The organism is Flavobacterium sp. B114r (assembly GCF_056824125.1).
In genome coordinates, this window is record NZ_CP124858.1 from 4,564,894 (window position 1) to 4,591,868 (window position 26,975).

Below are 26,975 nucleotides of genomic sequence, written 5' to 3' on the forward strand. Positions count from 1 at the left end.
CGTAATCTTATCATCCTGATGAAGAAAAAAAACTCTTTTTACGGAATCACTACTTCTGAATAATTTACATTTTTTATATTATTTTAAAAATAAACCCTGAAGCAGTTTCATATTTCCCACCTTGTGAAGCGCTAAACATATAAGTTGCTTTTCCGTTTTGAAACAATAATTGTGGACGCTCTAATCTACCATATCTATTTAAATGTTTTGGTGCTTCGGGTTGATCGATGTATTTATTTAAGGGCTGATAGGCAATTTGAGGATCGCTCCAATTTTTTCCGTCATCAGAATCCATATACAAACCGTAATCGATACCAAAAACGCCCATATCTCTTGCCAGCATTTTGAATTTCTTATTTTCGTACCATACAAAAGCATCCTCACATTGTTTATTATCTCCAAGTTTCGAAAAATCAATTACCGGATTGTATTCGTATTTTTCATAAGGTCCATGAAGTGATTTCGATATTGCCAATCCATATTTTCTATTGCCTTTTACAGGAAATTTTGGATGTTCGTAATTTTCTGTGTCCAATGATTTATAATACAGCCAGTATTCACCGTTTGGATGTTTCAAAAAAGACGGATTTGTTGTTAAAAAATCATCCCAGCAACCTTCTTTCCCAGGCAATAACAAAGGTTGATCTGGTCTTTTCCAAGGTCCGTAAAGAGAATCGGCGGTCGCTAAGCCGATACGTTTCGTATTCATTTTTCCGTTAGAATTTCCCATAAAAAAAAGGGCGTATTTTCCGTCTACGAAATGAATGCTGGGATTATGGCAAGTCGTTGCGTCCCAAAAACCCTCACCTCTGGGTGCTAAAACTGTCCCTACATATTCGTAAGGTCCTTCAGGAGTATCGGCAACAGCATGAGCAATCTCTGAACTGTTGATCCAGCCGCTCATGCCTTTTGCTTTTGGCCATCTTGAAAAAAACACATGAATCTTACCATCAGGCCCTTCTATCGGACTGTTGCACCAAACGTAATAATCTTCAAATTCTAAAGCGCGTCCGACTGGTCGAAGTCGTTTCTGGAAATCAGAAAGCTTTGGATCATCCATGAAATTTCCGGCCTCTACTGAAAATGGAAGGCACAAACCAACTACAGCCAGGGAATTTCCGATGATAAATTGTCTTCTATTCATTTTGGTTTTATTCAATTATAATTTAGTGAACTTATTACGATTTTTAAACACCGAGAAAATATAAATGCCCATTAAAATAATCGCAACTTACTTTTTCTCTGTTTTTATTTCCCAATTATCTGTTCTAAAAGGCGAAGCAGGCAAGTTTTCGTTATTAAATAAATTAGGCTCGGGAATTGCTTTCCAGGCGAAACGAACCGCAACAGGTTCTTTTACTTTTGAGGAAGAAACTACTATCGTTTTTCCTTCTATTTTCGCGTCAGCCGGATAAAAAACCTGGTCGTTTCCTGCTACTTCAAATTCTTTTAGAGTTTCTTCCTTTTTCTTCAGACCAGACTCGGCGTAATCAAAAAACAATTGTGCCTTTTGTTTTTTAATTTTCATACGATTAAAAATCGGTCCTGAATACACCAGATTATTTTCTCCATAGGTTTTAGCACGCGCAATTAAAGAGAGTCTGTATCCCACGGTCTGTTTGTCTATTGGGTGAATATTGTTTGCGTCTCCAACATCTGTTGTAACAACCATTGCGCTATTTGGGATTATTTTTAAGGATATTAATTGCGCTTCCCGTATTTCTGCATTCTGTCCTTTATGAGGCGTAATCTGAACATAATAAAACGGAAAATCTCCTTGATTCCATTCTGCTCTCCAGCTTTTTACCATGGCAGGAAATAAAGTTCTGTATAAATACGCTTTTCCAGAATTGCTTTCGCCCTGATACCAGATCGCTCCTTTTATAGTATAATTTACTATGGGGTGAAGCATGGCATTGTACAAAACATAAGAGGTTTTGTTGGATTCTTTTTTAGGTTTTTTGAATTGATCCTTTGGCGCATTTTCTGCACTTGCAATTCGTTCATTTATTAAATTCAAATAATACGTTTCGAGCTTTTCCTGATATACTTTTTCGCTTTTTGCATCTTCCTGAAGAATGGGCAAAAAGGCAACTTCTTTTTCTAAAACACTTTGAGCTGTCCATGCTTCGGCTTTTGTACCTCCCCATGAAGTTGAAATTAATCCTATTGGTACTTTTAATTTTTGATATAGATCTCTGCCAAAGAAATAGGCTACGGCAGAAAATGTTGTGATACTTTCTGGCGAACATTCTTTCCAGCTTCCTGTAACATCATTAAGTGGTGTTGGCGAGGCATTCAGTGCAACGGTAAATAATCTTATAGACGGATATGTTGCGTTTTTAATTTCTTCCTGATAGTTTTTAACTCCGGTTTTCCAGGTTTTATCTTCTCTTCCAACAGGAAAAAACATATTGGACTGACCCGAACAAAGCCATACTTCGCCAATTAAAACATTTTTTAGCACAATGGTGTTAGCTGCATTGATTGTGATATCATATGGTTTTTGGCTGCCTGCAGGAGTGTCTACTGCAATTTTCCAATTTCCATCAGCATCAGCAATCGTTTCTATCGGAAGATTATTCCATCCTAAACGAATCGATATTTTCTCGTTTGCAGATGCCCACCCCCATAAATTTACTTTGGCTTTTTGCTGTAAAACCATATTATCCCCTACCAGAGCTGGAAGTTTAACTTGTGCTGATAGTGATGAAATTGCGCTTAGAACAAATAAAAATAAAAGAAATCTTTTTAAATAAATCATTGCTATATTTTTAAATACTAAAACTTTAAATTTAAATAATTAAACATAAAAAGCATCCTGTGCTTCTCTGTTTGATCTAATCTTGTTAATGAAAAGAAGCTGCCTTTAAAAGACAGCTTCTTTCAAAAAAAAACTTGAGTAATATCAATTAATCGTAACCTGGATTCTGATCGTAAAGTCCTGGAACTGCTAAGATTTCAGACAACGGAATTGGATATAACAATGAATTATTTTCAATTGTTCTGATTTTCCCTTCAGTATCTTCTGCCGCTTTCCAGGCGTTCATAATTGCCACTGCTTTACCGGATCTGATCAGATCAAACCATCTGGTTCCTTCTGAGAAGAATTCTTTTCTTCTTTCTGTAAAGAGTTGATCCAGAGTAATATTTACAGCATCTGCCGGAACACCCGCTCTTGTTCTTACCTGATTTACAATTGCATCAACATCAGCCTGGGATCCGCCTCCGCCGTGAAGTGTACATTCGGCCATTAACATTAAAACATCTGTATAACGCGTTACCATGAAATCTACACCCCAGTCTTCACGCCCGTTTCCGTATCTTGCAGGATCAATGTACTTTTTGAAAACAGGAAGTGTATAACTCCCTTTATATGTACCTGTTTCGACTGTATAACTCGTTGCTATGCCAAATATTTTTCTTTTATCAGTGGCTGCGAACAAATTTAAAAAACCAGCCGAAATTTGCTTGGACTCTAAAGCTCCTTGTGCTGATAAATTTACTGATGCAAAATAAGGCTCGTAACCCAACTCTACCATAAAATTCCCTCCAACTGCAAGGGGAAGACTTTGTGTATATGGAATCGTTAATACATTCTCCAGATTAGCATTTCCTTCTACTTTAAAAATAGCCTCGTAATCTTCGCCAACCTTATATAATCCGCTGTTTTTAATATCGCTTAATTGTTGGTAGGCTTTATCCCATTCGTTTAAACCAAGTGTAGCACCGTCAATTCCGTTGGTTGGGCTGGAACGTGTCATGTATACAAGACCCAATAATGATTTTGCTCCATATTTTGTAACTCTTCCAAAATTGGCTGCATCATACGCCGGAAGTAAATCAGGAATGGCCAGTTCAAGATCTGAGATGATTAGTTTATAAACATCTGCAACCGGGGTTCTTTTTATCTTAGCTGCTTCTGTTGCTGTCATTGTTCTTTCCATCAAAGGAACTTTCCCAAACCATCTAATGAGATCAAAATAACAAAACGCTCTTAAAAAACGAGCTTCAGCAGTCATGGCAGCTTTATCAGCTGGATTTGTAAAAATCTGATCTCCTTTTTCGGTTATTTTCTCCAATAACTGATTGGCTTTGTTGATCGCATTATAATTACTTATATAGGCTTCTTTTACATAAGCATTAGAACTTATAGAAGTGTAAAAGCTATTAATACCTTCCCAATCTCTTGAAGCTAGTGTGGTTGCCAGCAAATTATCAGATCTTACTTCGCTTAAATTCAAAACTCTGTTGGCATAACCATAAGTTCCCATTCCGTGAAAAGCTACTGAATAAGTGGCATTTCTGGCCTGAACAAAATCACCGGGAGTAGCATAAAAATTCTCAATTGTTCCCTGAGATAACGGTAATTGATTTAATTCATCATTGCAGGATGTAAAGGCAAAGAATACCAAAGCACTTGCAGCTAAATAAATATATTTTTTCATTTTATTTTAATTAAAATTAATGTTAAGTCCTATTACTAAAGATTTTGCCAAAGGCGCTCCTCCATAATCTACCGGCACAGAAAAATCACTGTTTGAACTTGCCGATGTATTGACGGCTTCCGGATTAAAACCAACTTTATACTTGTTCCAGTAGAACCAGTTTTCTCCTGTTACATACAATCTCATATTATCAATCCTGCTCAATCCTTTAATTGCTTGCTTTAGGTTATATCCAATTGTAATGTTTCTTATACTCACGTAATCTGATTTATACAACCAATCTGAATTGGCCTGATAGCCAAAAGAAGTTCTCCAGTTTCCTCTTACTGAAGGATCTACATTTAGCGAATTCTCTACAGATCCCATTCCGGTTCTGTCAATAGCACGTCCTGTTAATCCGTAAACTGTTCCTCCGTTTTGTCCCTGAACCAAAATATTCAGATCAATATCTTTATACTTGAAAGTATTGGTGATTCCCCAGGTATATTTAGGCGTTGGATTTCCTAAATCTACACGGTCATCTGAATTGATTTTTTTATCTCCATTCTGGTCAATGTATCTTGGATCTCCTAAAACCAATTTATTACCTCCAATTGTGGTTCCTCCTGTATCAATATCAGCCTGGGTAACTACACCGTTTTGTTTGAGTCCGAAGATCGTGTACATTGGTTTTCCAACTTCTAATTTTATAAAAGGAACTCCTCCGTCGTAAGCATTACTAATTTCAATTTTAGATTGATCTGGACCCAAGGCCAAAACTTTATTTTCGTTGTGGCTGATATTGGCTGATGTTCTCCATTCAAAATTTGGAGTCTTTACATTTAAAGAGCTCAATTCAAATTCCCACCCTTGGTTTTGTACCTCACCTACATTGGTCAGATAACTTGTAAATCCGGTAGCTCCCACTATAGGCACTCTTAAAAGTAATTCGCTGTTCGTTTTTCTATAAACCTCAAATGTTCCTGAGAGTCTGTTTTTAATCACACCAAAATCCAATCCTAAATCAACACTTCGTGATTCTTCCCAGTGCAAGGAAGGATTTGGTATTGATCCTGCTCCCTGCCCTATTGCTGCTGCACCACCAATCGAATAATTGTAAGTTGCCAGGGTTGCAAAAGAAGCATAACTGCCAATATTGTTACTTCCGTTAATACCTGTACTGGCCCTAAGTTTTAAATCGCTAAGCCAGTCTACATTTTGCATAAACTCTTCTTGCTTTATTCTCCATCCCAGGGAAAGAGAAGGGAAAACTCCCCATTGTCTGTCTGATCCAAATTTTGAAGAACCATCACGTCTAACACTTGCAGATACTATGTATTTTTCTTTGTAGTTGTATTGCAATCTTGCAAAATAAGAAAGTAGCGTACTTTTTTCAGCATTAGTAGAACCTAATGATCCTGTTGGCAACGTTTCAACAGTCGAGCTGTTATAAAGTGCTCCGGAAGACAACGTTGACCTCATAATTTCATAGGAACTAAAGGATTGTCCTAAAAGCAAATTAATATTATGGTTTCCTATTGATTTATCGTAATTTAAAGTGTTTTCATTTACTAAATTTTGTCTTCTATAGGTATTATACCCTCCTCTGATACTAGCCTGAACATCATTTGGGGTATAACTTTCGGTTGTATTATCTGAGTTATCAAAGTTTAGTGTACTCTTCCAGGTAAATCCTTTAGCAAACCCATAAGTGGCATAAGTAGAAATCAAAGTTCTGTACATCGAGTTTTTTCCCGTTTTTGCCAGTGCATTGAGCATATTGGTTGTACTGCTTCCCCACATATATCTGGTGGTATATTTTTCTCCTGCCGCGTTAGAGGCGCTTTCAAAAACTGGTGTAGCGGTAAGTGCTTTAAAGAGTGTATTGTCTTTTCCTTCTACTCCCGGATCATTCTTTATAGAATAAGATGGCGCAATATTGATTCCCATTTTAAAGCTTTCTGATAATTTTACATCAACATTTGCTCTGGCAGAAAACAGGGTATAATCAGTGCCAATAATGTATCCTGTATTTTTCTGATAATTGGCAGAAACATAGTAATTGACAACATCTGTAGCTCCTGAAGCTGATAATTGATAATTATTGAATTCTCCTGTACGGAAAACTTTATCCTGCCAGTCGATATAATCCAAGCCCGGATGTCCCGGAATATCCCATCTGTCATCGTACAAATACGTATAATACCTGCTATTGGCCGTGTTAAGTGGCGCTGTTGGATTTTTTGCATTATAAGCCGCAATTCGCTCTTGAGTATTCTGGCTTGCCGAAGCGCCTGCTATCCCTGAACCTACCCATTGTGAATCAATCATGGTTTTAGCCCTGTCGATCCACCCTTGAGAAGATAACATATCGACTCTGTTGGCTTCCTTGTTTACACCACCATAAGTATTAAAAGTAAATTTTGGTTTTCCCTTTTTTCCTTTTTTTGTTGTAATTAAAACTACTCCGTTTGATGCTCTGGATCCGTAGATAGACGCTGCCGCCGCATCTTTTAAGACTTCTATAGATTCTACATCATTTGGGTTCATATTATCAAGTGGACTACCGCTGGAGAATCCGCCATTACTGTTTGAACCTTCTGTATAAATAGGGAATCCATCTACTACGTATAAAGGCTCATTTCCGGCAGTAATAGATCCTGCTCCCCTTATTTCGATACTAAAGGGCTGGCCCGGCAAACCTGAAGTTTGTTTTACACGAACACCGGCAACCTGCCCAATTAATCCCTGGTCAATTCTTGAGATTGGTCTTTCTGTAAAATTTTCTGTTTTAATTCCTGAAATAGCTCCTGTCGTTAGTTTTTTCTTTTGAGTTCCGTACCCAATTACAACGACTTCATTCAGGTTTGAACTCTCTGCATCTAAAGAAATACTATAAGTGTTTGTGGCACCTATTTTTACTTCTTTTTTAATAAATCCTATGAAAGAAAAAATTAAAGTTTCTCCCTCAGAAGCCTTGATACTAAATTTTCCGTCAAAATCAGTACTCGTTCCTCGATTTGTTCCTTTAACAATGATATTGACTCCCGGTATTGAGAGTTTAGACGGATCAGTTACTGTTCCTGTAACTATTTTTTCTTGCGCATAACCCGATGCATGTAGTAATGCAAAGAAGGCCATAATCAGCAAAAGATTCAGCTTGTTTTTCATAAAAGTTAAAATTTGGTTAGTTTAATAGTTATTCCAAATTTATCCAGAAGTAGTTCCCGCAGTATCCTGTAGTATCCTGTTATATTTCAGCAGATTATATTTATTTTTATGTTTATTTTAACACAAAAACAGTTCAACTGCCTGATTTACAATCTTTAATTAATTGCGAAATATAAAAATATCATATCCGAAATTTTATTAAAATATTTTTTAGTATTTCTTATTTATTTAAAACAATAAATAAGAATTTACAAAGGAATACCCATATTTTATAAATATTTAATTTTTGAATATAATTAATAAAAACAGGACGCTACAGGATAGCAATTTGATACACTACTGCTACTTTTACTTTGCTGCAACAAATAAAAACTAACAATGTTTCCGTTTTTTTTATGTGTGCAGTTACACTAACTAAACCTTTGAATAAATAATGAAACCAACCAGATTAAACCTCTTTATTACATTATTGTTTTGCTGTGTGTTTAGTTCTTTTGCGCAGCAAACCGTTTCTCCATGGCCGGAATTGGAAAGCATCAATAAGCCCTGGACTCGTTGGTGGTGGATGGGAAGCGCGGTTGACAAACCTAACCTGAAGAAAAGCCTGATCGATTTTTATAAGGCGGGAATTGGCGGTGTGGAAATAACGCCCATATATGGCGTAAAAGGCGAAGAGAATAATTTTATAGATTATCTGTCTCCAAAATGGATGGAAATGCTGGATTATACAATTCATGTTGCGGACAGTCTTCACATGCAGGCCGATATGGTTTTAGGAACAGGATGGCCATACGGAGGTTCTCAGGTGACTTTGCCTTATGCAGCAACCAAATTAATTGTACAAAAATATGTACTTAAGAAAAATGAAACTTTCAATAAAAACATTACAATTGACAGCAGTAAAGAAAAAATACCGGCGCAGCTTTTGTATGTTGTAGCGTACGGAAGCGATGGCAAATATATTGACCTAACAGATCAGCTAAAAAAGAACAAAACTAATTCGAAAGATAAAGGACTTGAAGGTACTCCTGTTGCCTTACCCAATCTGTCAGAACCCGATAAACTGAACTGGAAAGCTACTAAAACAGATTACACAATATACGCCGTATTTAGCGGTAAAACCGGACAACAGGTAAAAAGAGCTGCTCCGGGAGGAAAAGGATATACTTTAGATCATTATTCAAAGGAAGCTTTCAATGCTTATGTGGTTCCGTTCAATACCGTTTTTAAAGGACGTGAAGGAAAAATTCGTGCTATTTTTAATGATAGTTTTGAAGTATACGGAACTGATTTTACGCCTAATTTTTTTGAAGAATTTAAAACATTAAGGGGCTATGATTTAAAAAAGCAATTGCCTGTTTTACTCAATGAAACAGACAATGAGATTGGCAACCGCATAAGAAGTGATTACAGGCAAACTATTGGGGATTTATTACTGCATAAATTTGATGAGTCATGGACAAAGTGGGCTCATTCTAAAAACTTTAAGACTAAACTTCAGGCGCATGGCTCTCCTGGAAATCTAATTGATTTATATGCCTCTGCAGATATTCCGGAGTGTGAAACTTTTGGTTCAATGCCATTTGATATTCCGGGTTTCAGACGAGAGAAACAAGATATTCGAGAAGGCGATGCTGATCCTGTAATGCTCAAATTCTCATCCTCTGCCGCTCATATCGCGGGAAAAAATCTGGTTTCATCGGAGACTTTTACCTGGCTTAGGGAACATTTTAAAACCGCTTTATCGCAATGTAAACCAGAAGTCGAAGATTTGATGCTCAATGGTGTAAATCATGTTTTTCTGCATGGTTCTACTTACTCGCCAACGCGCGCGGCATGGCCGGGATGGCAATTTTATGCTTCTGTAAATTTTAATGCAAATAATAGTATTTGGGAAGATGCCCCTGCTCTTTTTTCATACATAGCCAACTGTCAGTCGTTATTGCAACAAGGAAAATCTGATAATGAAATCTTGCTTTACTGGCCCATTTTTGATACCTGGGATAAATATCATAAAGGAGATTTATTCTTTCAGTTCAAAATACATTCTTTATCTGAGTGGTTGTACGAGACTTCCTTTTACGATACTACTAAAAGTTTAATCAAAAAAGGATATGGTGTTGATTTTATATCTGACAATTTTATATCGGAGGCCAAAGTCATAAACGGAAAAATCATTTTACCCGGAGGAAGTTTTAAATCGCTCATTGTTCCTTCCTGCAAAAAGATGCCACTTGGAACTTTGCAAAAGCTAATCGAACTCAAAAAAGCAGGTGCTTCGATTGTTTTTAAGGGTTTGCCGGAATCGGTTCCGGGATTTAATGATTATAAAAAACAAGAAGAACAGCTACAGAATCTTTTGTCAGCAAATAAAGAACAGTTAAAACCAACTTCAGATCTCTTTAAAACCTTAGAAAATGCTCAGATATATCCCGAAACACTTGTTGATACGGGTTTAAAATATACCAGAAGAACAATCGATGGTGAGAAGATTTATTACCTAGTGAACCATACTTCAAAAACAATCGATACTTTTATTCCACTTCAGATTGGCAATAAAGAAGTTGTTATTTTCGATCCGTTGACCAGGGCATACGGGAATGCTATTGTCAATAAAAAAGCTAATAATACAATGGTTAAACTCAAAATTGAACCGGGGCAATCTTATTTTCTAAAAACAGAAAATACAATATCTCAAAAAAAATGGATTTATTACGAGTCAACCGGCAATGCAATTACTTTAAAAGGAAACTGGAAAATAACTTTTGACAAAGGCGGACCACAATTACCGGCAAGCACTACGGTTTCAAATTTAGAATCCTGGACAAAATTGAGTCCTGAGGCAGAAGCTTTTTCGGGAACAGCTACTTATACTTTAGATTTTGAGAATCCAAATCACAAAGCAGCCTTTTGGAACCTGAATCTGGGAGATGTTCGCGAAAGTGCCAAAGTCTGGATAAATGACCAATATATTGGTACTGCCTGGTCTGTTCCTTATCAATTGAACCTTAAAAAATTGAAAAGAGGAAAAAACACTTTAAAAGTTCAGGTGACTAATCTTTCTGCTAACAGGATCAGGGATATGGAACAAAAAGGTCAGGAATGGAAGATTTTCTACGAAATAAATATGGTTGATAAAGATTATAAAAAATTTGATGCCACAAAATGGAATCCTACTCCTTCGGGATTGTTAGGTCCTGTTACCATTACGCCATTAAAAGAACAAAACTAATTACTAAATAACGAGTATTAAAATGAGCAAATTACTTTTATTTTTCGCTATATGCCTTTCTTATGCTAACATAACAAATGCACAAGAGCCTTTTGACAAAAAATTGGTCCTGAAACAAATGGTGCTTGCCAATGATTATTTTATGCAAAAATGGCCTGAGACGGGCAAAACAATAATCACAAATAAAGAGCGTCCGAGCAATATCTGGACTCGTGGTGTTTATTATGAAGGACTCATGTCATTGCACGAAATTTTTCCTAAAGAAGCTTATTATAATTATGCATATGGATGGTCAGAATTTCATAAATGGGGTTTTAATGGCGGCAATACGACCCGGAATGCCGACAATTATTGCGCGGCCCAAACCTATATCGATTTATACAATTTAGAACCGGATCCAAAAAAGTTAAAAAATACAAAAGCGAATATCAATATGCTTTTAAGTACGCCTCAGCTCGATGATTGGTCCTGGATCGATGCTATACAAATGGGTATGCCTGTTTTTGCAAAATTGGGCGTTCTGGAAAAAGACAATCGCTATTTCGAGAAAATGTATGAAATGTATCTGTACTCGAGAAATAAACATGGGGATCACGGGCTTTTTAATCCTAAAGATGGCCTTTGGTGGCGTGATGCTGATTTTGATCCTCCGTATAAAGAACCAAATGGAGAAGATTGCTACTGGAGCCGGGGCAATGGCTGGGTAATTGCCGCACTGGCAAAAGTGCTTACTATTATTCCGGAGAATGCGCCACACAGGGCGCAATATGTAAAAGATTTAAAAGCGATGGCAGCAGCTTTGCTTCCCATTCAAAGAGCCGATGGTTTTTGGAATGTGAGTCTACATGATCCTACAAATTACGGAGAGAAAGAAACTTCAGGAACGGCTTTATTTGTTTACGGAATGGCCTATGGAATAAACAGTGGAATTTTGAAAAAAGAAACTTATTTGCCTGTAATACAAAAGGCGTGGAATGCAATGACTACGGAGAGTCTGCATACAAATGGTTTTTTAGGTTATTTGCAATCCACAGGAAAAGAACCGAAAGATGGTCAGCCTTTATCGTATGATAAAATTCCTGACTTTGAAGATTATGGATTAGGCTGCTTTTTACTGGCAGGTTCAGAAATCTATAAGATGAAATAGTTATAGATTAAGCTATATTTTATTATGGTGAAGAAAAAAAATTAGAATATGGCAGTGGGGTCATATTCTAATTTAACGAATTATACTTTAATGACAGGCGTTACATTGTTTTGAAGAAAAACAACTAATTCATCTATTTTTCTGTTTTTATATTTATTTGAAATTGAAACGATATATCCATTTTTGTCCTTAAAATAGAGAAAGAAAAAGTCTTTTGTTAAAATTGCCTTTTCTATATAACACCATTTATAAGTAAAGGCTCCAAGAGGGGAATCAATACAGATAAAAGAACTGGTAAATCTGAATTTATACCTATTTACAAAGCCTTCAAATTCTAGCAATTTGTTGACAAAATAAAATATCAAGCTGCAAGCTGCATTTACAATCAAATACTGAAAAAATAAAAAACACGCAACAACAAAAAAAGTCCTAATAATCCAGTGGGTTAAATCGTTGTCTGAATTAAAAAAATCAAAAAAAACACCTCCTAGCAATAAAGCGCTCAAAACAAACAGAATTCTCTTATGGTATAAACCTTTAAAATACATCTTATTAAGCTTTCGTATTTCTGATAAGTTCAATTCAAACTCTAAGAAAAAATTAGTGTTAGTCATACAATTAGCATTGTGGTATTTTGAAACATTCGCTTTAAGAATTCGCTCTTATTTTACTAAATAAAAACGCCTAGAAAACATCAATCAAAATTACTCCTATCACCCAATATCCATATGCACATTAAGCCATTAAAACAGTAGAATAAGACTTAAATCCGTAGTAAAACCTTAAGGTTGAAAGCTGCATTTTACTACGGATTATTTTCAAGCCAGTAGCTGAGCTCTTTTTTAATGGGTTATAAAATAAATACGGCTGGGTTTATTGTTCTTAAAGGAAGGCTCGTATTTTATATACCCATATTGGCTAAGCTCGCGAATGTGTTTGTGATAGGTCCCGGAGGCAGATATCTTCGCCAGTGGCATAATTTGATAGCTAAAAGCCCTAATTGGATTGGCAAACCCTTGCAAGATGCTATAGCGTAAAAGCGCTGAGAATATTCCTAAATGAGTACTACTGATACGGTAATCTTTCTCTATTGCTGAGAAAAAAAAAGAAAACGATTTTAAAATTGTCTCCTTATCAAAGAGAATTGGAGCGTTTTTGTCTTCTATTACTGGTTTGCTTGGGTAATTCATTTTGATTGTTCTCATGATGCTCAATTTTTTTTTTAGTCTCACCGACCTGTTCATAAACAACCTCGATTTGTTTGACATCCTTATAATTTCGATTGTCCATTTTTTTCATGTTATCATCATAAATACCTATGGTCTTGAATTGCGGGTTAGCCTCTATAAATAATTTAATGTGTTTGTCTTCTTTTAAAAAAGTAACCTCTTGCAGGTTCCCTCTTTGAAGTGAGCGGATAAGATCCTTCTGAAAAGTCTCGTTTTCGAGTTCCTTTATAGGATATTTACCTAGGGTTTCAAGAAGATCATAACCATAATTTTGATGGTATTGCTTTAATTTAAAACCATTCTCATCCCCTTGTTTGAAGTCTATCAAGACCCAGGCATTATAAGACGCACCTTCTTTATTTGTAAGGTCTTTATTGACTGCTCTTCCCATTAAAAGGTTGTAGGATTCTTTCATGGTAATATTACTTCCCTTACCCATATAAAAGGTATGTTCCAAGGCATCTGTAATATTCTCTTTTTGAAGTTCAACCCTATAGGAATTAAAAAAATACATATCGCTATCCTTTGCCTTGTTAAAAGTAAGAGTAGCTCTGGCCACACGATCCTCATGATAGGTTTCATGATATAATATGAAGGAGGGCTCTTGTTGTTTCATTTTCTCTTTTAACTCTATTTGCAAAGCTTCTCCAAATCCGGTGTATTTAAGCTGATCGCTTAAGTACTCAAAATTTTTCTCGTTCATGATATTAGATTTTAAAATTAGTATGTGATTATAAATTTTATAATATTTCCAAATTCATCAGATCAGTGTTTTTGATATTTAATTCAAGATGTCTGCCTGCGTTTTTCTCGGTTAGCTCCACGCTTAAGAGTTTTCTCTCTGCAATAGTGAACTTGGGTATTGCAAAAACTAAAGTTATTTCAGAATGATCTTTGATTGTAGAGAGCTCAGAAGAGCAAAAAACCGGCACTATTTCCAATTCCTGCACAGCGGTTCGTTTTGATTTATTTTGATCTCTGATAAAAAAGCGCAACTGGTCCAGATCATAATTGATTCTTGAATTGTTTGCAAGCCGCACTCTGAAGTACATCATATCATGGTGTATGAATATACCGTTTACCCTAAGGTCTACAGAAAACTTATTTGAACGGAGTCCAGACACTTTTTTTATTTTGGATAAAGCCAGCTCGGCGTAATGCCTTATCTGTTTCTGGTTTTCATTCTCTGAAGAAAAAAGCGCCTCTGTATTAAAATTCGAAACAAGTTCAGCCTTTAAGTGCAAAGTGGGGCACAGCTGATCAAAATTTAAAATAAAACCGTAGAGTTTACCATCTGCGGTAACAACAGTCAGGTTAGTCTGGGCAAAATTCTGCCTGCCTGCTTTTAAAAATAGAATATTCTCTACTCCTTTTGCCTTTTGAACCAGAATCTCAGCACTTCCTTTGTCTACACTTTTAATGGCGTAGGGAAATACAATACTTGTAGTCTTAGAATAACTCAAATTGATATTATTCACCTCACTATTAAGATCTTGTTGAGCAGATACTGAAATTGCAACTATAGAAATCCCAATACTCAACCATAATTTACTATTTTTCATCTTCGAATATTTAAGTGTTATTTGGCATTTTTTTCTTTCTGATCATAAAGCAGAACCTGATAGCCTGCTTTTAGAACCACCTTAATTAGTTTTACCTTTTTACTCATCAGACTCTTAGCAGCCTGCACACCAAGAGTTGCCGCTTGTCCTGTCCACGAATCATTCAATCCCTCAATGCCCAGACCCTGCAAGGATCTGTCTGCGGACGCTTTTGCAACATCCCTATTTATGGCTCCGGGAATAAAAATTCCATCAATTCCATCCATATCATAAACAGAGAGTTCCACAGGAAATATCGAGGTATTAAATTTTATTGTCTTTATCTTAACCTCGAGTCTCTCCCCTTTTAAAGAAGCAATTCCAAAAACAAAACTATTTCTGGGAATAAGGGTTCCATTAATAAAAACATCTGTGGTTAATCTGAGTTTTACTACCGAACCATTTACAACAGACTGCGTCTGATGCACCACCGCCTCGAGTGTGTTTTGCGCCTGGTTATCTAAAGGGTCCTGGTCTAAAGAGTAAAAAGAATTAGAATTTGGGATCCCTGGTCCACTTGTGTTTGTTTGCACGAGTGAGTAAACGGGCTCTTCCTGTGTTTTTTTACTCACTGCAAACACTTTCCCTTTTTGGCTTTTTGAAATCTGTCTTAGTTTTTCCTGCACACGCTCAGGGTGCTGAATGTCCAGAATATTCTCCAGCATTGCTCCTAGTTGGCGCAGTTCGGGATCTGGCTCAGAGGGCGCATTTATAGAAGATATCATCTCTTGTACCCCTTTTATCTGCTCTAAGGCATCATTTGAAGAATTACTGTATTCAAATTCTCTCATATCCTTCTGATTGTCTATTTTTTTTACCGGCGCTTGAATTACTTTTTGGAGCGCTTCTAATTTTTGATACATCCTTTGTTCGCTCTCCCCTTTAAGAGAACCTGTATTTAAAGCCGTTCTTGCTTTTGGAAAAATTCTCGGATCAGTTTCTAATTCCCCTGAAACCAACCCGGGATCCTCAGAGAATACTGGCCTTGAATAATTGGGATCTTTTTTGATCTGTTCCTCAAGCTTTAAAGAGTCAATTGTAGCCTTCTGATAATAACTCATCTTATCCAGCTCAGCGTCTTGCTTAAATCTCGCATTAGGAAGCGTTACATTAAATCCTCTTTTTTGCTCTGTGGCAATCTCACTAGCACTGCCTTTCCCCCCGCCTAATATCCAGAATATCATCGTTAGAAATGGAAGTGTTATAATTGGCAACACCAGTAGCATTTTGCGGTGTTTAGATTCTTTGGAACTAATTGTTTTGTTTTCCATGGATTTATTTTTTAAAATTCTTTTTTTTATATTTCTCAGCACCTAGAAAATGTCTTAATGGTCCGCTCTTTTCTCATGTAGGCTCTCAAAGCTTTTTTCTTGTTCCCTGGATTTTTTAATACTGTCCAGATAAATACTAAAGCGCACTGCGTTTTCAAATTCAGTTTTAGATAACACGGGTTGATTACTTGTACACAGTGAAGCTTTTATCTCAGTTAAATGATCAGGAGCAATTCTCGCCCTTCGCCCCTTAGGCTCTTTATTCCACAAAGCATCATATACAGTATAAAGACTTATACCTGCGTAAACCAGGACAAAGAGAATCAGATAAAATACAAGGACCTTTTTTGATAAATTCAAAGTTAATGCGCTCATTTTTTTTGCCCATTTATCCCTTACCAGCAGATAATACCTCGCACTTATTGGGATCTGCTTGTTTTTAAATAACGCGCGCATCATTTTCTGTTTTCCACTCCTAAATCCTTATTCTCAATAGTATTCCATCTTTCAATTAAAAACCCATGCGGGTTATTATCACTTCTTGATACATTTCTAAGGGTGCCCTCAGTGATCAGGTTTCTATTTAGAATACTGGTAGTTCTTATAATATTTTGCTTTGCATAACATTTAAAATCATAAGGATATTGATTGGTATTAATAGTGATGCTGTCAATTGAAATTCTCTGACTGATATTCCCCGATATAATACCCGAGTAATACCCATTCTCTTTTAAATTATCATACACCCTTTTGGCCGTATCATCAGCCAGATAAAGCGCTTTGGTTATATTGGTTTTAATTACTTTATCATCAGGGTCCAGGGTAAAGAAAAACCCATGAAAAGTTTTTACATGATCCCTGGCCTCTACAGGTACATTATCCTTTCGATCCGAGGAGTACGCCTCCAGCGCTTTGCCATTTACCAAAATATAAACCTTGTCCTGCATAAGGGTGATCGATGTAAAACTTTTATAAAGCGTATAACAGCAGATAATAGTGCTGGCCAGAATCACCAGCATGGTAAAACTCCTTACATGGCCAAAGGCTGTGTCTATATTTCTCATTTTGCTAAACATACCGGCTCTTTATTTAAATTATTTTAAATTTCCCTTGAGCTTCTCGCCCATATAACTTTGCTTATCCTGAAAATAGTCAGAGTTGCCCGAAGAGCTGGCCATGCTCTGAGACATTTTCCCCGAAGAATTTCCCATGGAATCCATTATCATTCCAGCTCCAGCGGCTGTTCTTGTTATCACCGAAGAGCTCGAGTTTGTAAAGATGCTCGTCACCCTTTGTCCCAGTGCATCTCCCCCGGCTGCATGCACAATATAGTTGGCCACAGAGGGTACTGTAAAATACCCCACTATACCGATGATCATAAAAATTAAATATCCCATATCGGTCCGGCTAAAAAAGGTATCTCCTGATGTGTTGATTTGCACTACGTCTAGTTTTAGCATCTGCTCCTGGATTTTACCGATGATACTTCCAAAAATATTGGCAACAGGCAGCCATAAATAAACATTGAGATACCGCGCGAGCCATACCGTGAGGGTATGCTGGAATCCATCAAAAACAGAGATTCCAAAAACCAAAGGTCCCAGTATGGAAAGCACAACCAATTGAAAGGTTCTCAGCGTATCGATACAAAGTGAAGAGGCCTCAAAGAGAATTCTCAGCACCTCGCTCACCCATTCTTTTACAGAATTTCTAAAACTATACGAGGCTTTCTCCATTGCAAATTTCACATCATTGCCGATACTGGAAAGTATATTCTCTTTTTCCAGATCAGAATCACCATGAGTATACTTATACCACTCTTTTCGATCACCAGCGCCCCCAACCCCTACATACATTTTCCAAGGGTCACTTTCTTTTACCGCTTTTTCTTTCTCTTTCAAAAGAACTTCAATTGCTTTGTTAGATCCTTGTACCATAGCCCCTGTGGCCATAACAGTGGGTTTCATCACTCCATTAATTAAATAAAGTACTGAAGGGAAAATCATGATGCAAAAACCAATTACAAAGGGCCGGAAAAGCGGATAAAAATCAATAGGCTCCGCGTTGGCAATATGGCGCCAAACTCGAAGGGCTATATACCAAAGGGTTGCAAATCCGGCTATACCCTGCCCTACTGCAATAAGATTGCTGCAAAGGGGCATCATCTCATCATAGAGTTGTTCTAGTACCCCGTGAAGGCTTTGAATCTCCCCTGCAGCCCCTTGCCCCTTAGTTGAAATAGGCGCAAAGAGCAATACCACTGCAGCGCCCATTGTTTTATTTAGATTTAGCATATCTACAAGAATTAATTTTTAATTTGATAATTGTAACGCGATACCCTTACATCATTTTGCTCCTTTGCGCGCTGTAATAAAAGGACCCCAGAAGAGGCGTTAAAATCCCGGAGAAATAGCACTTTTTGCTGCATATCCAAATATATTTTATCAATGGCCTCTAATCTTTCATCATCGGACATTCGCAGTGTCTCAGGTGTCAAAATCATAGTGAGCTCATCGAGATTTCTAAAACTCTCCCTGGTGAGATTAAAATATACTTTTTCAAAATAATTAATTTCCTCACGGGTAAAACTCCCGCTTTTATTAAAACGATTAACAGCCGTTTTACTCTCCTTTATAAGCTGTATCTGATAGTTTATAATATCCCCCACCCTTTTGTAGCTCTTAACCAGGGGACTTACCTGCAAAAGGGCATCAAGAAAAGTTTTATGAAGCGAAAAATTTCCCTTCGATAAGTCTTTAACCATTTTATAGCCCCCATTTAAAATATCATAGCCTTTTTTCATATCACTTAAAATCTTTTTGAACTGTGAGAGTTTCTCAATATTTAAAACCAGCTGCTGGATTTCCTCGGACTGCCCATAAGTTTTAAAAGGCGCACATACGAGCCAGAACATTACAAAAATGAATACTACCTTTTTCATGATTCTATTTTTTTACAAGCCAAGTAAAATCCGGCTTTGGTTCCTATCATTTTTCTCTCTAGATCTTGAAAGGGACATAAGGGAAATCTCTTGTGTGAAATTCTCGCAGAACAAATAGTCCTCCAGCATCGTTTTATAAAGCCCTTGGATCCGCTCTATTCGTTTACTATCTCTCATTTCTAGTTTATTATCAGTTGAAATAACCAAAACCTCCTGCAGGGTATCATTGCAGTTGTCTATTAAATGTCCAAAAGTTTTCTCTATGTAATCCAGTTCATCCCCATGAAACAAATCATCATGGTGCATATTGTCAAGAGTTTTTTTATGAATCTTTATAATTTTAAGCTGCAGGGAAATAATGCTGGCCACCTTTAGATAAGGTCCCACTTTTGGATTCACTTTTTTAAGGGAGCTAAAATAATCTTCATGAAAATTGAGTTCCCCTTTCTTTACATCCCCTATAAAATTCAGCCCGTTTTTAGCTACAGTATATCCTTTTTTAGCATAACCAATGTAAGTCTGTAGTGCGGCTATTTGCAGTAGTAGCGTCTTTCTTTGTTTGGCCTGGCCCTGAATATCGTGTGAAAACAATACCATAATGCAGAGTAGTAATAAGATCTTTTTCATGTTTTCTATTGCTTTGTGTTTACTTATGGAATTCCGTAAAATTGTTTGACTTTTTGCGCGTCACTACTAGTTTTAGCCCTTTGAAGGCTCATAAGAACATTCTGTTTATTAAACAGCATCAGACCATCATAATTCTCGTCTATCTGATCGGCAGCCTGGTTTATGATCTCGAGTCTTTTCAGATCGCTCATCTGGGTTGTAAAAGATTCGAGAATAAAGAATACCTGATCAATATTTTTCATGCTCTCCTCTAGAATTCCCTGGTAAACCCTTTGCATGTATTGCAGTTCTGAGGCGCTAAAATGACTGTCCTGTCTCAATAAATTCCAGGCTCTTTCATACTGGTTGATCAGTCTGGTTTGTTTGCTGGTAATTTCTTTTATGCGCTGATAGTAGGTAATAATGGATTTTACTTTCTGAAGTTCCTCGTAGTACCCCTTGTAGAGATCCTGTTGTTTTTTGGTCCAATTTGAAATCTCATCAAGTTTTAATTTGGAGAGTGTATTCTCAAGCTGTTTCTGAGCGTTTTGAAGCCATATGGTTTTATTTTGCAATCTCTGTATACCAAGATCAATAGCCTTAATTACTTTTTTGGTAACCGCCTTAACAATCTCAAGTATCGGAATAGCGGCATTACTCTCTAAGGGTCTTGCTGCTGTAGTGATAAAAAACAAGCACAGTGTGCAAATGATCAATTTTATTCTGCTTTTCATTTTCTGTTTTCATTTAAGTTTTATTTCTCATATCAAATGCCAGAGCGGCAATGCCTTTTTTGATATCGCCACCATATTTTTGGGCGTACGCGTTCACTTTAACTTTCTCGCTTTCTTCTGTTGTATAGGCCAGGTATTCCTCGAGTGAAACTTCGGTTCGATAGACCTTTGAAAGCATACCTCCTAGTGAAATAAAAACCTCTTTGTACTTCTTATCAGGATCATTGGACTTGTTTACAGAGAGCACCAGCGCCTTTTCTTTTTCAGTGAGCCCGAGGAGTTCCTGAATCTGATCAAATTTATTTTGATACTTACTTTGATCAAGAAGAATCTTGCAATCACTGTTATTGATAATGGCTTGTTTGACTACCGGTGAGGAGATAATATCTTCCACTTCCTGGGTCACTACAATTGCCTCTCCAAAGAATTTTCTTACAGTTTTAAATAAATACTTAATATATTCGGCCATCCCTTCCCGGGCTATGGCTTTCCAGGCCTCTTCGATCAGGATCATTTTACGAACTCCTTTAAGCTTTCTCATTTTGCTGATAAAAACTTCCATGATTATGATGGTGACCACCGGGAAAAGAATGGGGTGATCTTTTATATTATCGAGTTCAAAAACAATAAACCGCTCTTTTAAAAGATCTAAGTTCTCACTTGCATTCAAAAGGTAATCAAACTCGCCATCTTTATAATAAGGCCGAAGCACGTAGAGAAAATTATTGACATCAAAGTCTTTCTCCTTTACGTTATCTCCTTCAAGTATAGGGACAAAATCCTCTTTTAAAAATTCGTAAAAGGTGTTGAAACAAGGAAAAATATCCGGATTAACTTCTAGTTTCTCATAATACAATTGCAGAGAATTCGAAAGGGCCACATACTCGCTTCTATTAAATGTCTCATCGTCTTTTTTCCAAAGCGCCAGTAACATCGTTTTAATACTTTCCTTTTTCTCGGTATCCAGACTATCGCCCTCTCCTATATAAAAAGGATTGAACCTTATGGGGTTCTTCTCATCATAAGTAAAGTAATAACCTCCTACCATCTCGCACAATCCTTTGTAACTGTGCCCTACATCCACAAGGACAATATGTGTGCCTTGCTCGTAATAACTCCTTACCATGTGGTTGGTAAAAAAGGACTTGCCACTTCCCGAAGGGCCTAGTATAAATTTATTACGATTGGTACAAATTCCCATTCTCACAGGCTCATCGCTGATATCCACATGAACAGGTTTACCTGTGAGCCTGTCCCCGAGTCTGATTCCCATTGGACTCAGGGAAGATTTATAGCCGGTTTCCATGTTTAAAAAACATACCGCCTGTTCGGTGAAGGTATCAAAAGTGTCATTCATTGGAAAGTCAGCCGCGTTTCCTGCTATGCCTGCCCAATAAATTTGTGGCGCTCCAACGGTTTCCTGCTTCGCGGCCGCGTCCATTTGTGCAAGGGCTGAAGACACCTTGTTTTTGATCTCTTTTAATTCTTGCACATCTGAGCTCCAGGCCAGGACATTGAAATGCGCCTTAACTGGTAATCTTTGCTGGGATATGGCCTCGTTTAAAAAATCGTTTGTAGCATCTCTAGCTATTAAATTACCCCTGCTGTAAGCTGATAAGGACTGCAGGCGCAGTCTCTTGCTTTCGAGTTTTTGAATAGTTTTCTGCCCGTCCTCAATAAAGATGTACTGATTGTAGATGTGATTACACGATAATAATTGTCCAAGTGTTGAGGCAAAGCCTACACTAAATTTTGTCCTATCAGTTGAATAACGGTCATAATTTATCCTGGATCCACAGAGTCCCGGTAAATCGGCCGAGTCCCCCAAAGTAAACAATTGACAATGTTTATCGCCAACTTGTAGTCCTTGGCTGAATTTAATATCCTTGTAGACAAATGAAGTTTCACTCTCTGATAAAAAACAATATTTTTCTATAAGTCCAATGCTGCGGCTTTGGCTTTTAAGCTCGTGGTTTTCTAAACGCGTAAGCTTTACAAATCCACTGTCTTCCATGATTCTTTTAAACTGACCCGTACTGTCTATGAAATCCTGAAGCAGCTCCATTTTTAGCGTTTGCTCAGGAGCCAGCGAACTTCTAATTAAATTAGAGAATAAGGAACTTGAGTTTTTTCTTCCTTGAGGTTTCTTGGTAATCATAATATAACAGGAATGATCCAAAAAGGGTCTTTCATTAAAAAACCGCTCACTGCTTCTTTTTAGAAAACTGCTGTCATCGCTTGTAAAATCTGCCTTATAGTGTTTCTCTAAAAACCAGTCCTGTTTGTGCAATACACAAAACTTAGGGAGTATTTTAATGGCTTTGATCCAGGATTGATGAAACGTCTCATACTCCTGGTCTGAGAGGGTAAAAATCTCTGGAAGTTCGGCTTTAAAAACCACTGTTATATCTCCTTGTTTAGACAAAATACAATCGTGCTGAACATCCATAATCGGTAAAACATCATCTATCACTTTTTGCATCACACTTTGATTTAATTCTTAACGCTCTTTGACTATCAAATTTTAAAAATTCTTCTACTGTAGACTTTTATATTCTTTGGAATCTGCTTTTTAGCTATGGCTTTCATCATCCCATACTGGCCATACTTATGGCTCATTTTGTAGATTTTGAAAACCATTACACTTCCCGCGCCCCCTATAAAAACCACACAGAGAATAGAAGGAATTCCAATAAAAAACAGGATTGCAAAAACAATCATAAGTCCCACAACACCCGCGCCCAAATACCAAATATATTGGGCTTTGAGTCCTTTAAATTCGATGGATTGATTAATCCCTTTATTGATTTGATATACACTGCTACTCATTTTTCATTATCTTTAGTCTTAAACACCAAAGAAGGATTTTATCACAGTGGCCACGACAACTAAAAACACACAGCTCCCAAACCAAGCTGCGGCTACTTTTCCGGTATCAGGATCTCCGGCATTCCACTTTTGGTACACTTTCACCGCGCCAATAAGCCCCAGTAAAGCTCCTACCGCGTACATGAGTTCTGTACCGGCATCAAAATAACTTCTGACTTTTTGATTAGCCTCATTAATTCCGGCAACACCATCCTGGGCGTAGCCTTTAAAATAAATAAAAACAACTAGCATTACTACCTGAATTGATACTTTTTTTGCCTTTGAAAAACACTTTAAATCTCCTTTACATTTTTTCATCACACATCGTTTTAAAGTTTTGATTTCTTATAAAAAATAAGCGGAGGAATACTCGCCGTTACAACTCTATTTCCTTGTCACATAAAGTCCTACCACGCCAGAGAGAACAGGGATTATTCCTCCACTATAATATTAAATAGTCTCTTCCCACAAGGCATCGACCTGGGAAACAGTTAAAAGCAGTTGCGGGTATCTCTGGCAACCCGCGACAATTAAAGTATTCACCTTCTCTCGTAGCGCAGAGATTTTAACAAATGGATATTCCTTTAGTAGCAACTTTAGATAGTTCTGGAATTCTTCCAAAGAGAAGTTCCTCTCTGCGCTCTCAGTAATGGCGCCCTTTATCCGGTCAGATAGTTCCTTCGCGTCAGCAAGGGTATCAAAAGGCTCACTGCAAGATGAAAATTCCAGATTCTCAGTACTACTGTCTTTTAAAAGATTAGCGCCAGGCATTTCGTTTCTATTGCTTTTAAAACTTGTGAGATTTAGGGTTTTCTCACCGTTTAGAATTTCTTTTAGCTCAGGATAGTAAAATCTAAATCCTAAAACCAAATACCAGATAAATAAAAGTACACTAACGGCAATTATATAATTGCTCCATGAGATATTTGTAAACATAGCTTTTTCATTTAATCGTTCAACATCTTTCTTTCTCTCTATGTAAATCATAATAAAAGAGTTATGATTTATTCAACAAGTCAAAGAAACAAATACAATATAAGCCCTACAAGTACAACTTTTTTGTACCCTTTTGTACCCTTTGCAAATAGGCGGAAAATCAAGAAAGATGGCAAAAAAAAACCTTCACTAGGAGGGCTTTTTCTTTGGATATAGCTTTAGTTTAAATTCAAGCAATCTCAAAATCCCGGACATTCACAAAAGCCCATTCATTTTGAGTCAGTAAAAAATATGCTTTGCGCTCTTTTTGTGTGATTAAAGGATTGTATCTTAGGGAGACAAACATGTTATTATGCCAAATTGTTTTATAGCTAACGATTGCTTTTTTACCATCAGAGTTTTTTTTATATCTGTAATCTTATCAAACTCTTCAATACCAGTTTTACTTTTTGATTTTTATATTTCCTGTCCTTTTCCAGTGTTGGTAAAAGATAAGTTCTCACAGCTTTTTTAAAATTATTCAGTGACTCTCCCCTATCTTTCAATTCCTCGATAATGGCTCTCTTTCTTAATCAATTCAGCTGCTTTTTCAGTATGAAATTCTTGCTTGTAGATCCTACGGCAAGCCACAAATAAAATGTGATTCAGTTTTTTCATAAATTCAATTTTAAATTCATTAATAATAGTTAGAACTCTTTAATATGTTTGATCATTCTCTCGAGAGTCTGAATCGCAATCTGCTTGTCTTTTTCTTCCGCACTATAAGATTTGCTTCTCATTGAATTATAGGACAAATTTTTCTTAAGTGCAGTGGAAAGATGCGGCACAATGGTTCTGAATACTTCATTCAGGGATTTTGCTTTTAGAATTCTCGCCTCATCTCCTGCGCGTAAAATAAGGCCCATTTGATCTGTAGAAAGCGCACACTGAACTTTGTTATTTCCTATCTGCATATTTTGATCTTCTTTATGGATACTTTGGGCGCCTGCATCTAAAACTAGTTTTCGCTCCAAATATGTAATTTCTTGCCTGAACCAGTTATCCAGAACATATCTTATATTTTCCCTGGTAGGATCAAAGCTTATTTTTTCATTGAACAATAACTGGCTAAATTCTTTATAGCAAAGAAGTAGCTGATTTGTTTTGTCAACTAAAGATTCCTGTAAATCAAGTTGACTTTGTATCCGGCGTGTAAAATGACCAATATAAGGGTGATAATTAAAATTCATCTCCATTAACAACTGATCAATTCCTGAATAAAAAGTAGATTGATCTTTGGCAGCCGCCAAAACCTCTAAATACTTTAAAAGTTCTTTTTGATACAATATTTCTCTATAAGTGATTTTATGTTGCGGTTTCTCTGCAATTGAACTCGAGATAGCATTAAATACCATTTCAGTGAGGTGACCATCTAAAGCACCTTCTTCTTCTTTATTTTTGAGCGTTTCGAGCCTTAAAAATATTTCTTTTCTGGAAATTACCAGGTATTGAATAGGGACACGTTCATCCAGACTTAGGTAATTGAAATAACGGCTTTGAACAAAAGACAACAAATCATAAAGACAATTAATCACTAACTCCATTATACCTGCTAAAACTCCGGTAAAAACAATATCCTTTTTTTGATATCCAATTACCTTATCCAGCAAATAAACTAAAGAGGAGTGGTACTTTCGAACTAGTAATCGGATTTGCCTCTTTTTCTGTAAAGAAAATATCTCGTTTTTTAGTTGAACTTGAATCAGGTGCAATTCTTTTGAAAGATTGTTACCTATAAAGGCTAAATCACTCTGTGACAGATCGATGATATTTGTTTTCTTTGAATCTAAGGTGTGCAATATCAATGAGTCTATCCATTCTAGGGGATATACAGTAATCATGATAGTATTTTGTTTAGTGAACATTATGCAATGAAGCCTAAAGTTTTTTAAATTTTCCCATTGCATTATTGCGATACTGAGAAGCTGACATAGAAGTATTTCTTTTAAAAAAGTTGTCGAATTTCGAGAGACTACTGAACTCAAAATCCTCTGCTATTAGTTTTATTGATGATTGTGAATTTTCTAGCACATTTTTAATCTCTTTAATGATCGCCTGATCAATGAGGCTTTTTACAGTTTTACCTGTTACCTGCTTTACTACATTATTCAGGTAGCCCCTTGTTACAGATAAAGCGCCCGCGTAAAACTTTACGCTGTGCTGTTTTTTGCAGTGAATGGTCAGTATGGTCAGAAATTGAATCGTGAGACTCTCGGGTCTCTTAATATTAATTGGAGCTTCTTTAATAAACCTTTTAAAAATAAACTTCAGCTCATACAAAAACAGGTTAAAAGCAATACGTCGTAATTCAGAATCCTCGCTACTTTTCTTAGTATCTTTATTTACGAAATAAATCAGTTTGTAAATTAGTGACAATACCTGAAAGTCTTTATCCTCAAGGGGGATTGTGGGTAAAGATTCTCCAAGTAAAAAAGCAAAGGAGTCCACAAGTTCTTTTTTCAGGCAATTTTCAAATGCAAAATCTGATGTAAAGCAAATCAAAAAAAATTGTGGTTTCCCTTTTACTTCTAGAATTGTACAATAAGAATTTTTAGGTAAAACCATCAGATCATGCGCTTTCAGATCACTAATAAGTTCTTGTATCCTAATTTTAAACTCCCCTGATTTTATAAGGATAACACAATAATTGCGAATTAAAAATGGCTCATCCTGGGCAGTCTTAATTACATATTTCTTGATGATGCTTATACCAAGACCTTCTATTGGAAGATCCATCAGTTCTATATTGATAAGGTCTTTTAACATATTGTAG

General features: G+C 36.6%; 21 protein-coding genes. 2 read left to right on the forward strand and 19 right to left on the reverse strand.

Annotated features, from left to right (window positions below; genetic code table 11):
• Positions 1–73 precede the first annotated feature (73 nt).
• The 4 genes from QLQ94_RS19135 to QLQ94_RS19150 all read right to left on the reverse strand — a co-directional run bounded on the left by QLQ94_RS19135 (position 74) and on the right by QLQ94_RS19150 (position 7,598).
• Complete coding sequence (locus tag QLQ94_RS19135) at positions 74–1,144, reverse strand: glycoside hydrolase family protein (RefSeq protein WP_482498180.1); 1,071 nt, start codon at positions 1,142–1,144, stop codon at positions 74–76.
• Between the two features lie 87 nt (positions 1,145–1,231).
• On the reverse strand, positions 1,232–2,764 hold the full coding sequence (locus QLQ94_RS19140) for a sialate O-acetylesterase (protein WP_482498181.1): 1,533 nt from the start codon (positions 2,762–2,764) through the stop codon (positions 1,232–1,234).
• Between the two features lie 148 nt (positions 2,765–2,912).
• Positions 2,913–4,448 (reverse strand): RagB/SusD family nutrient uptake outer membrane protein, encoded by a 1,536-nt coding sequence (locus tag QLQ94_RS19145; protein WP_271335045.1) that lies wholly within the window; start codon positions 4,446–4,448, stop codon positions 2,913–2,915.
• Between the two features lie 6 nt (positions 4,449–4,454).
• Complete coding sequence (locus tag QLQ94_RS19150; protein WP_482498183.1) at positions 4,455–7,598, reverse strand: SusC/RagA family TonB-linked outer membrane protein; 3,144 nt, start codon at positions 7,596–7,598, stop codon at positions 4,455–4,457.
• Between the two features lie 433 nt (positions 7,599–8,031).
• Here QLQ94_RS19150 and QLQ94_RS19155 point away from each other — a divergent pair, with 433 nt between their 5' ends.
• The gene (locus tag QLQ94_RS19155; RefSeq protein ID WP_482498184.1) at positions 8,032–10,830 is read left to right on the forward strand and encodes a glycosyl hydrolase; all 2,799 of its coding nucleotides are present in this window, start codon (positions 8,032–8,034) and stop codon (positions 10,828–10,830) included.
• A 22-nt stretch (positions 10,831–10,852) separates the two neighbouring features.
• Positions 10,853–11,977 carry a glycoside hydrolase family 88/105 protein gene (locus QLQ94_RS19160; RefSeq protein WP_482498186.1) on the forward strand — a complete coding sequence of 375 codons (1,125 nt, stop codon included), beginning with the start codon at positions 10,853–10,855 and terminating at the stop codon, positions 11,975–11,977.
• A 1,134-nt stretch (positions 11,978–13,111) separates the two neighbouring features.
• On the opposite strand, the gene QLQ94_RS19165 is transcribed toward QLQ94_RS19160, so the two are convergent.
• From QLQ94_RS19165 to QLQ94_RS19235, 15 genes are all read right to left on the reverse strand, one after another.
• Positions 13,112–13,909, reverse strand: a complete 798-nt coding sequence (locus QLQ94_RS19165; protein ID WP_271335041.1) for a hypothetical protein — start codon at positions 13,907–13,909, stop codon at positions 13,112–13,114.
• A gap of 37 nt (positions 13,910–13,946) precedes the next feature.
• Complete coding sequence (gene traN, locus QLQ94_RS19170) at positions 13,947–14,768, reverse strand: conjugative transposon protein TraN (protein WP_427402969.1); 822 nt, start codon at positions 14,766–14,768, stop codon at positions 13,947–13,949.
• Between the two features lie 17 nt (positions 14,769–14,785).
• Positions 14,786–16,078, reverse strand: coding sequence for a conjugative transposon protein TraM (gene traM, locus QLQ94_RS19175; protein ID WP_482498188.1), 1,293 nt, complete (start codon positions 16,076–16,078; stop codon positions 14,786–14,788).
• A gap of 54 nt (positions 16,079–16,132) precedes the next feature.
• Positions 16,133–16,453 carry a hypothetical protein gene (locus tag QLQ94_RS19180; RefSeq protein WP_482498190.1) on the reverse strand — a complete coding sequence of 107 codons (321 nt, stop codon included), beginning with the start codon at positions 16,451–16,453 and terminating at the stop codon, positions 16,133–16,135.
• An 80-nt stretch (positions 16,454–16,533) separates the two neighbouring features.
• Positions 16,534–17,142: a conjugative transposon protein TraK gene (gene traK, locus QLQ94_RS19185; RefSeq protein ID WP_482498192.1), complete on the reverse strand. Its 609-nt coding sequence runs from the start codon at positions 17,140–17,142 to the stop codon at positions 16,534–16,536.
• A 30-nt stretch (positions 17,143–17,172) separates the two neighbouring features.
• The gene (gene traJ / locus QLQ94_RS19190; RefSeq protein ID WP_482498194.1) at positions 17,173–18,372 is read right to left on the reverse strand and encodes a conjugative transposon protein TraJ; all 1,200 of its coding nucleotides are present in this window, start codon (positions 18,370–18,372) and stop codon (positions 17,173–17,175) included.
• 11 nt (positions 18,373–18,383) lie between these two features.
• Entirely contained in the window at positions 18,384–19,019 is a 636-nt protein-coding gene (locus QLQ94_RS19195; protein WP_482498196.1) for a TerB family tellurite resistance protein, read from the reverse strand.
• A gap of 12 nt (positions 19,020–19,031) precedes the next feature.
• Complete coding sequence (locus QLQ94_RS19200; protein WP_482498198.1) at positions 19,032–19,646, reverse strand: hypothetical protein; 615 nt, start codon at positions 19,644–19,646, stop codon at positions 19,032–19,034.
• 23 nt (positions 19,647–19,669) lie between these two features.
• Complete coding sequence (locus tag QLQ94_RS19205; protein WP_482498199.1) at positions 19,670–20,359, reverse strand: conjugal transfer protein TraI; 690 nt, start codon at positions 20,357–20,359, stop codon at positions 19,670–19,672.
• Between the two features lie 13 nt (positions 20,360–20,372).
• Positions 20,373–22,841, reverse strand: coding sequence for a TraG family conjugative transposon ATPase (locus QLQ94_RS19210; RefSeq protein ID WP_482498201.1), 2,469 nt, complete (start codon positions 22,839–22,841; stop codon positions 20,373–20,375).
• A 35-nt stretch (positions 22,842–22,876) separates the two neighbouring features.
• Entirely contained in the window at positions 22,877–23,188 is a 312-nt protein-coding gene (locus QLQ94_RS19215; protein ID WP_482498203.1) for a DUF4133 domain-containing protein, read from the reverse strand.
• Positions 23,189–23,206: 18 nt separating this feature from the next.
• Positions 23,207–23,545, reverse strand: coding sequence for a DUF4134 domain-containing protein (locus QLQ94_RS19220; RefSeq protein WP_482498205.1), 339 nt, complete (start codon positions 23,543–23,545; stop codon positions 23,207–23,209).
• A gap of 132 nt (positions 23,546–23,677) precedes the next feature.
• Positions 23,678–24,214: a hypothetical protein gene (locus QLQ94_RS19225; protein WP_482498206.1), complete on the reverse strand. Its 537-nt coding sequence runs from the start codon at positions 24,212–24,214 to the stop codon at positions 23,678–23,680.
• 635 nt (positions 24,215–24,849) lie between these two features.
• Positions 24,850–26,109 carry a hypothetical protein gene (locus QLQ94_RS19230; RefSeq protein WP_482498208.1) on the reverse strand — a complete coding sequence of 420 codons (1,260 nt, stop codon included), beginning with the start codon at positions 26,107–26,109 and terminating at the stop codon, positions 24,850–24,852.
• Complete coding sequence (locus QLQ94_RS19235) at positions 26,081–26,968, reverse strand: helix-turn-helix domain-containing protein (protein WP_482498210.1); 888 nt, start codon at positions 26,966–26,968, stop codon at positions 26,081–26,083. The genes QLQ94_RS19230 and QLQ94_RS19235 overlap by 29 nt, the downstream gene beginning before the upstream one ends.
• Positions 26,969–26,975: the final 7 nt, after the last annotated feature.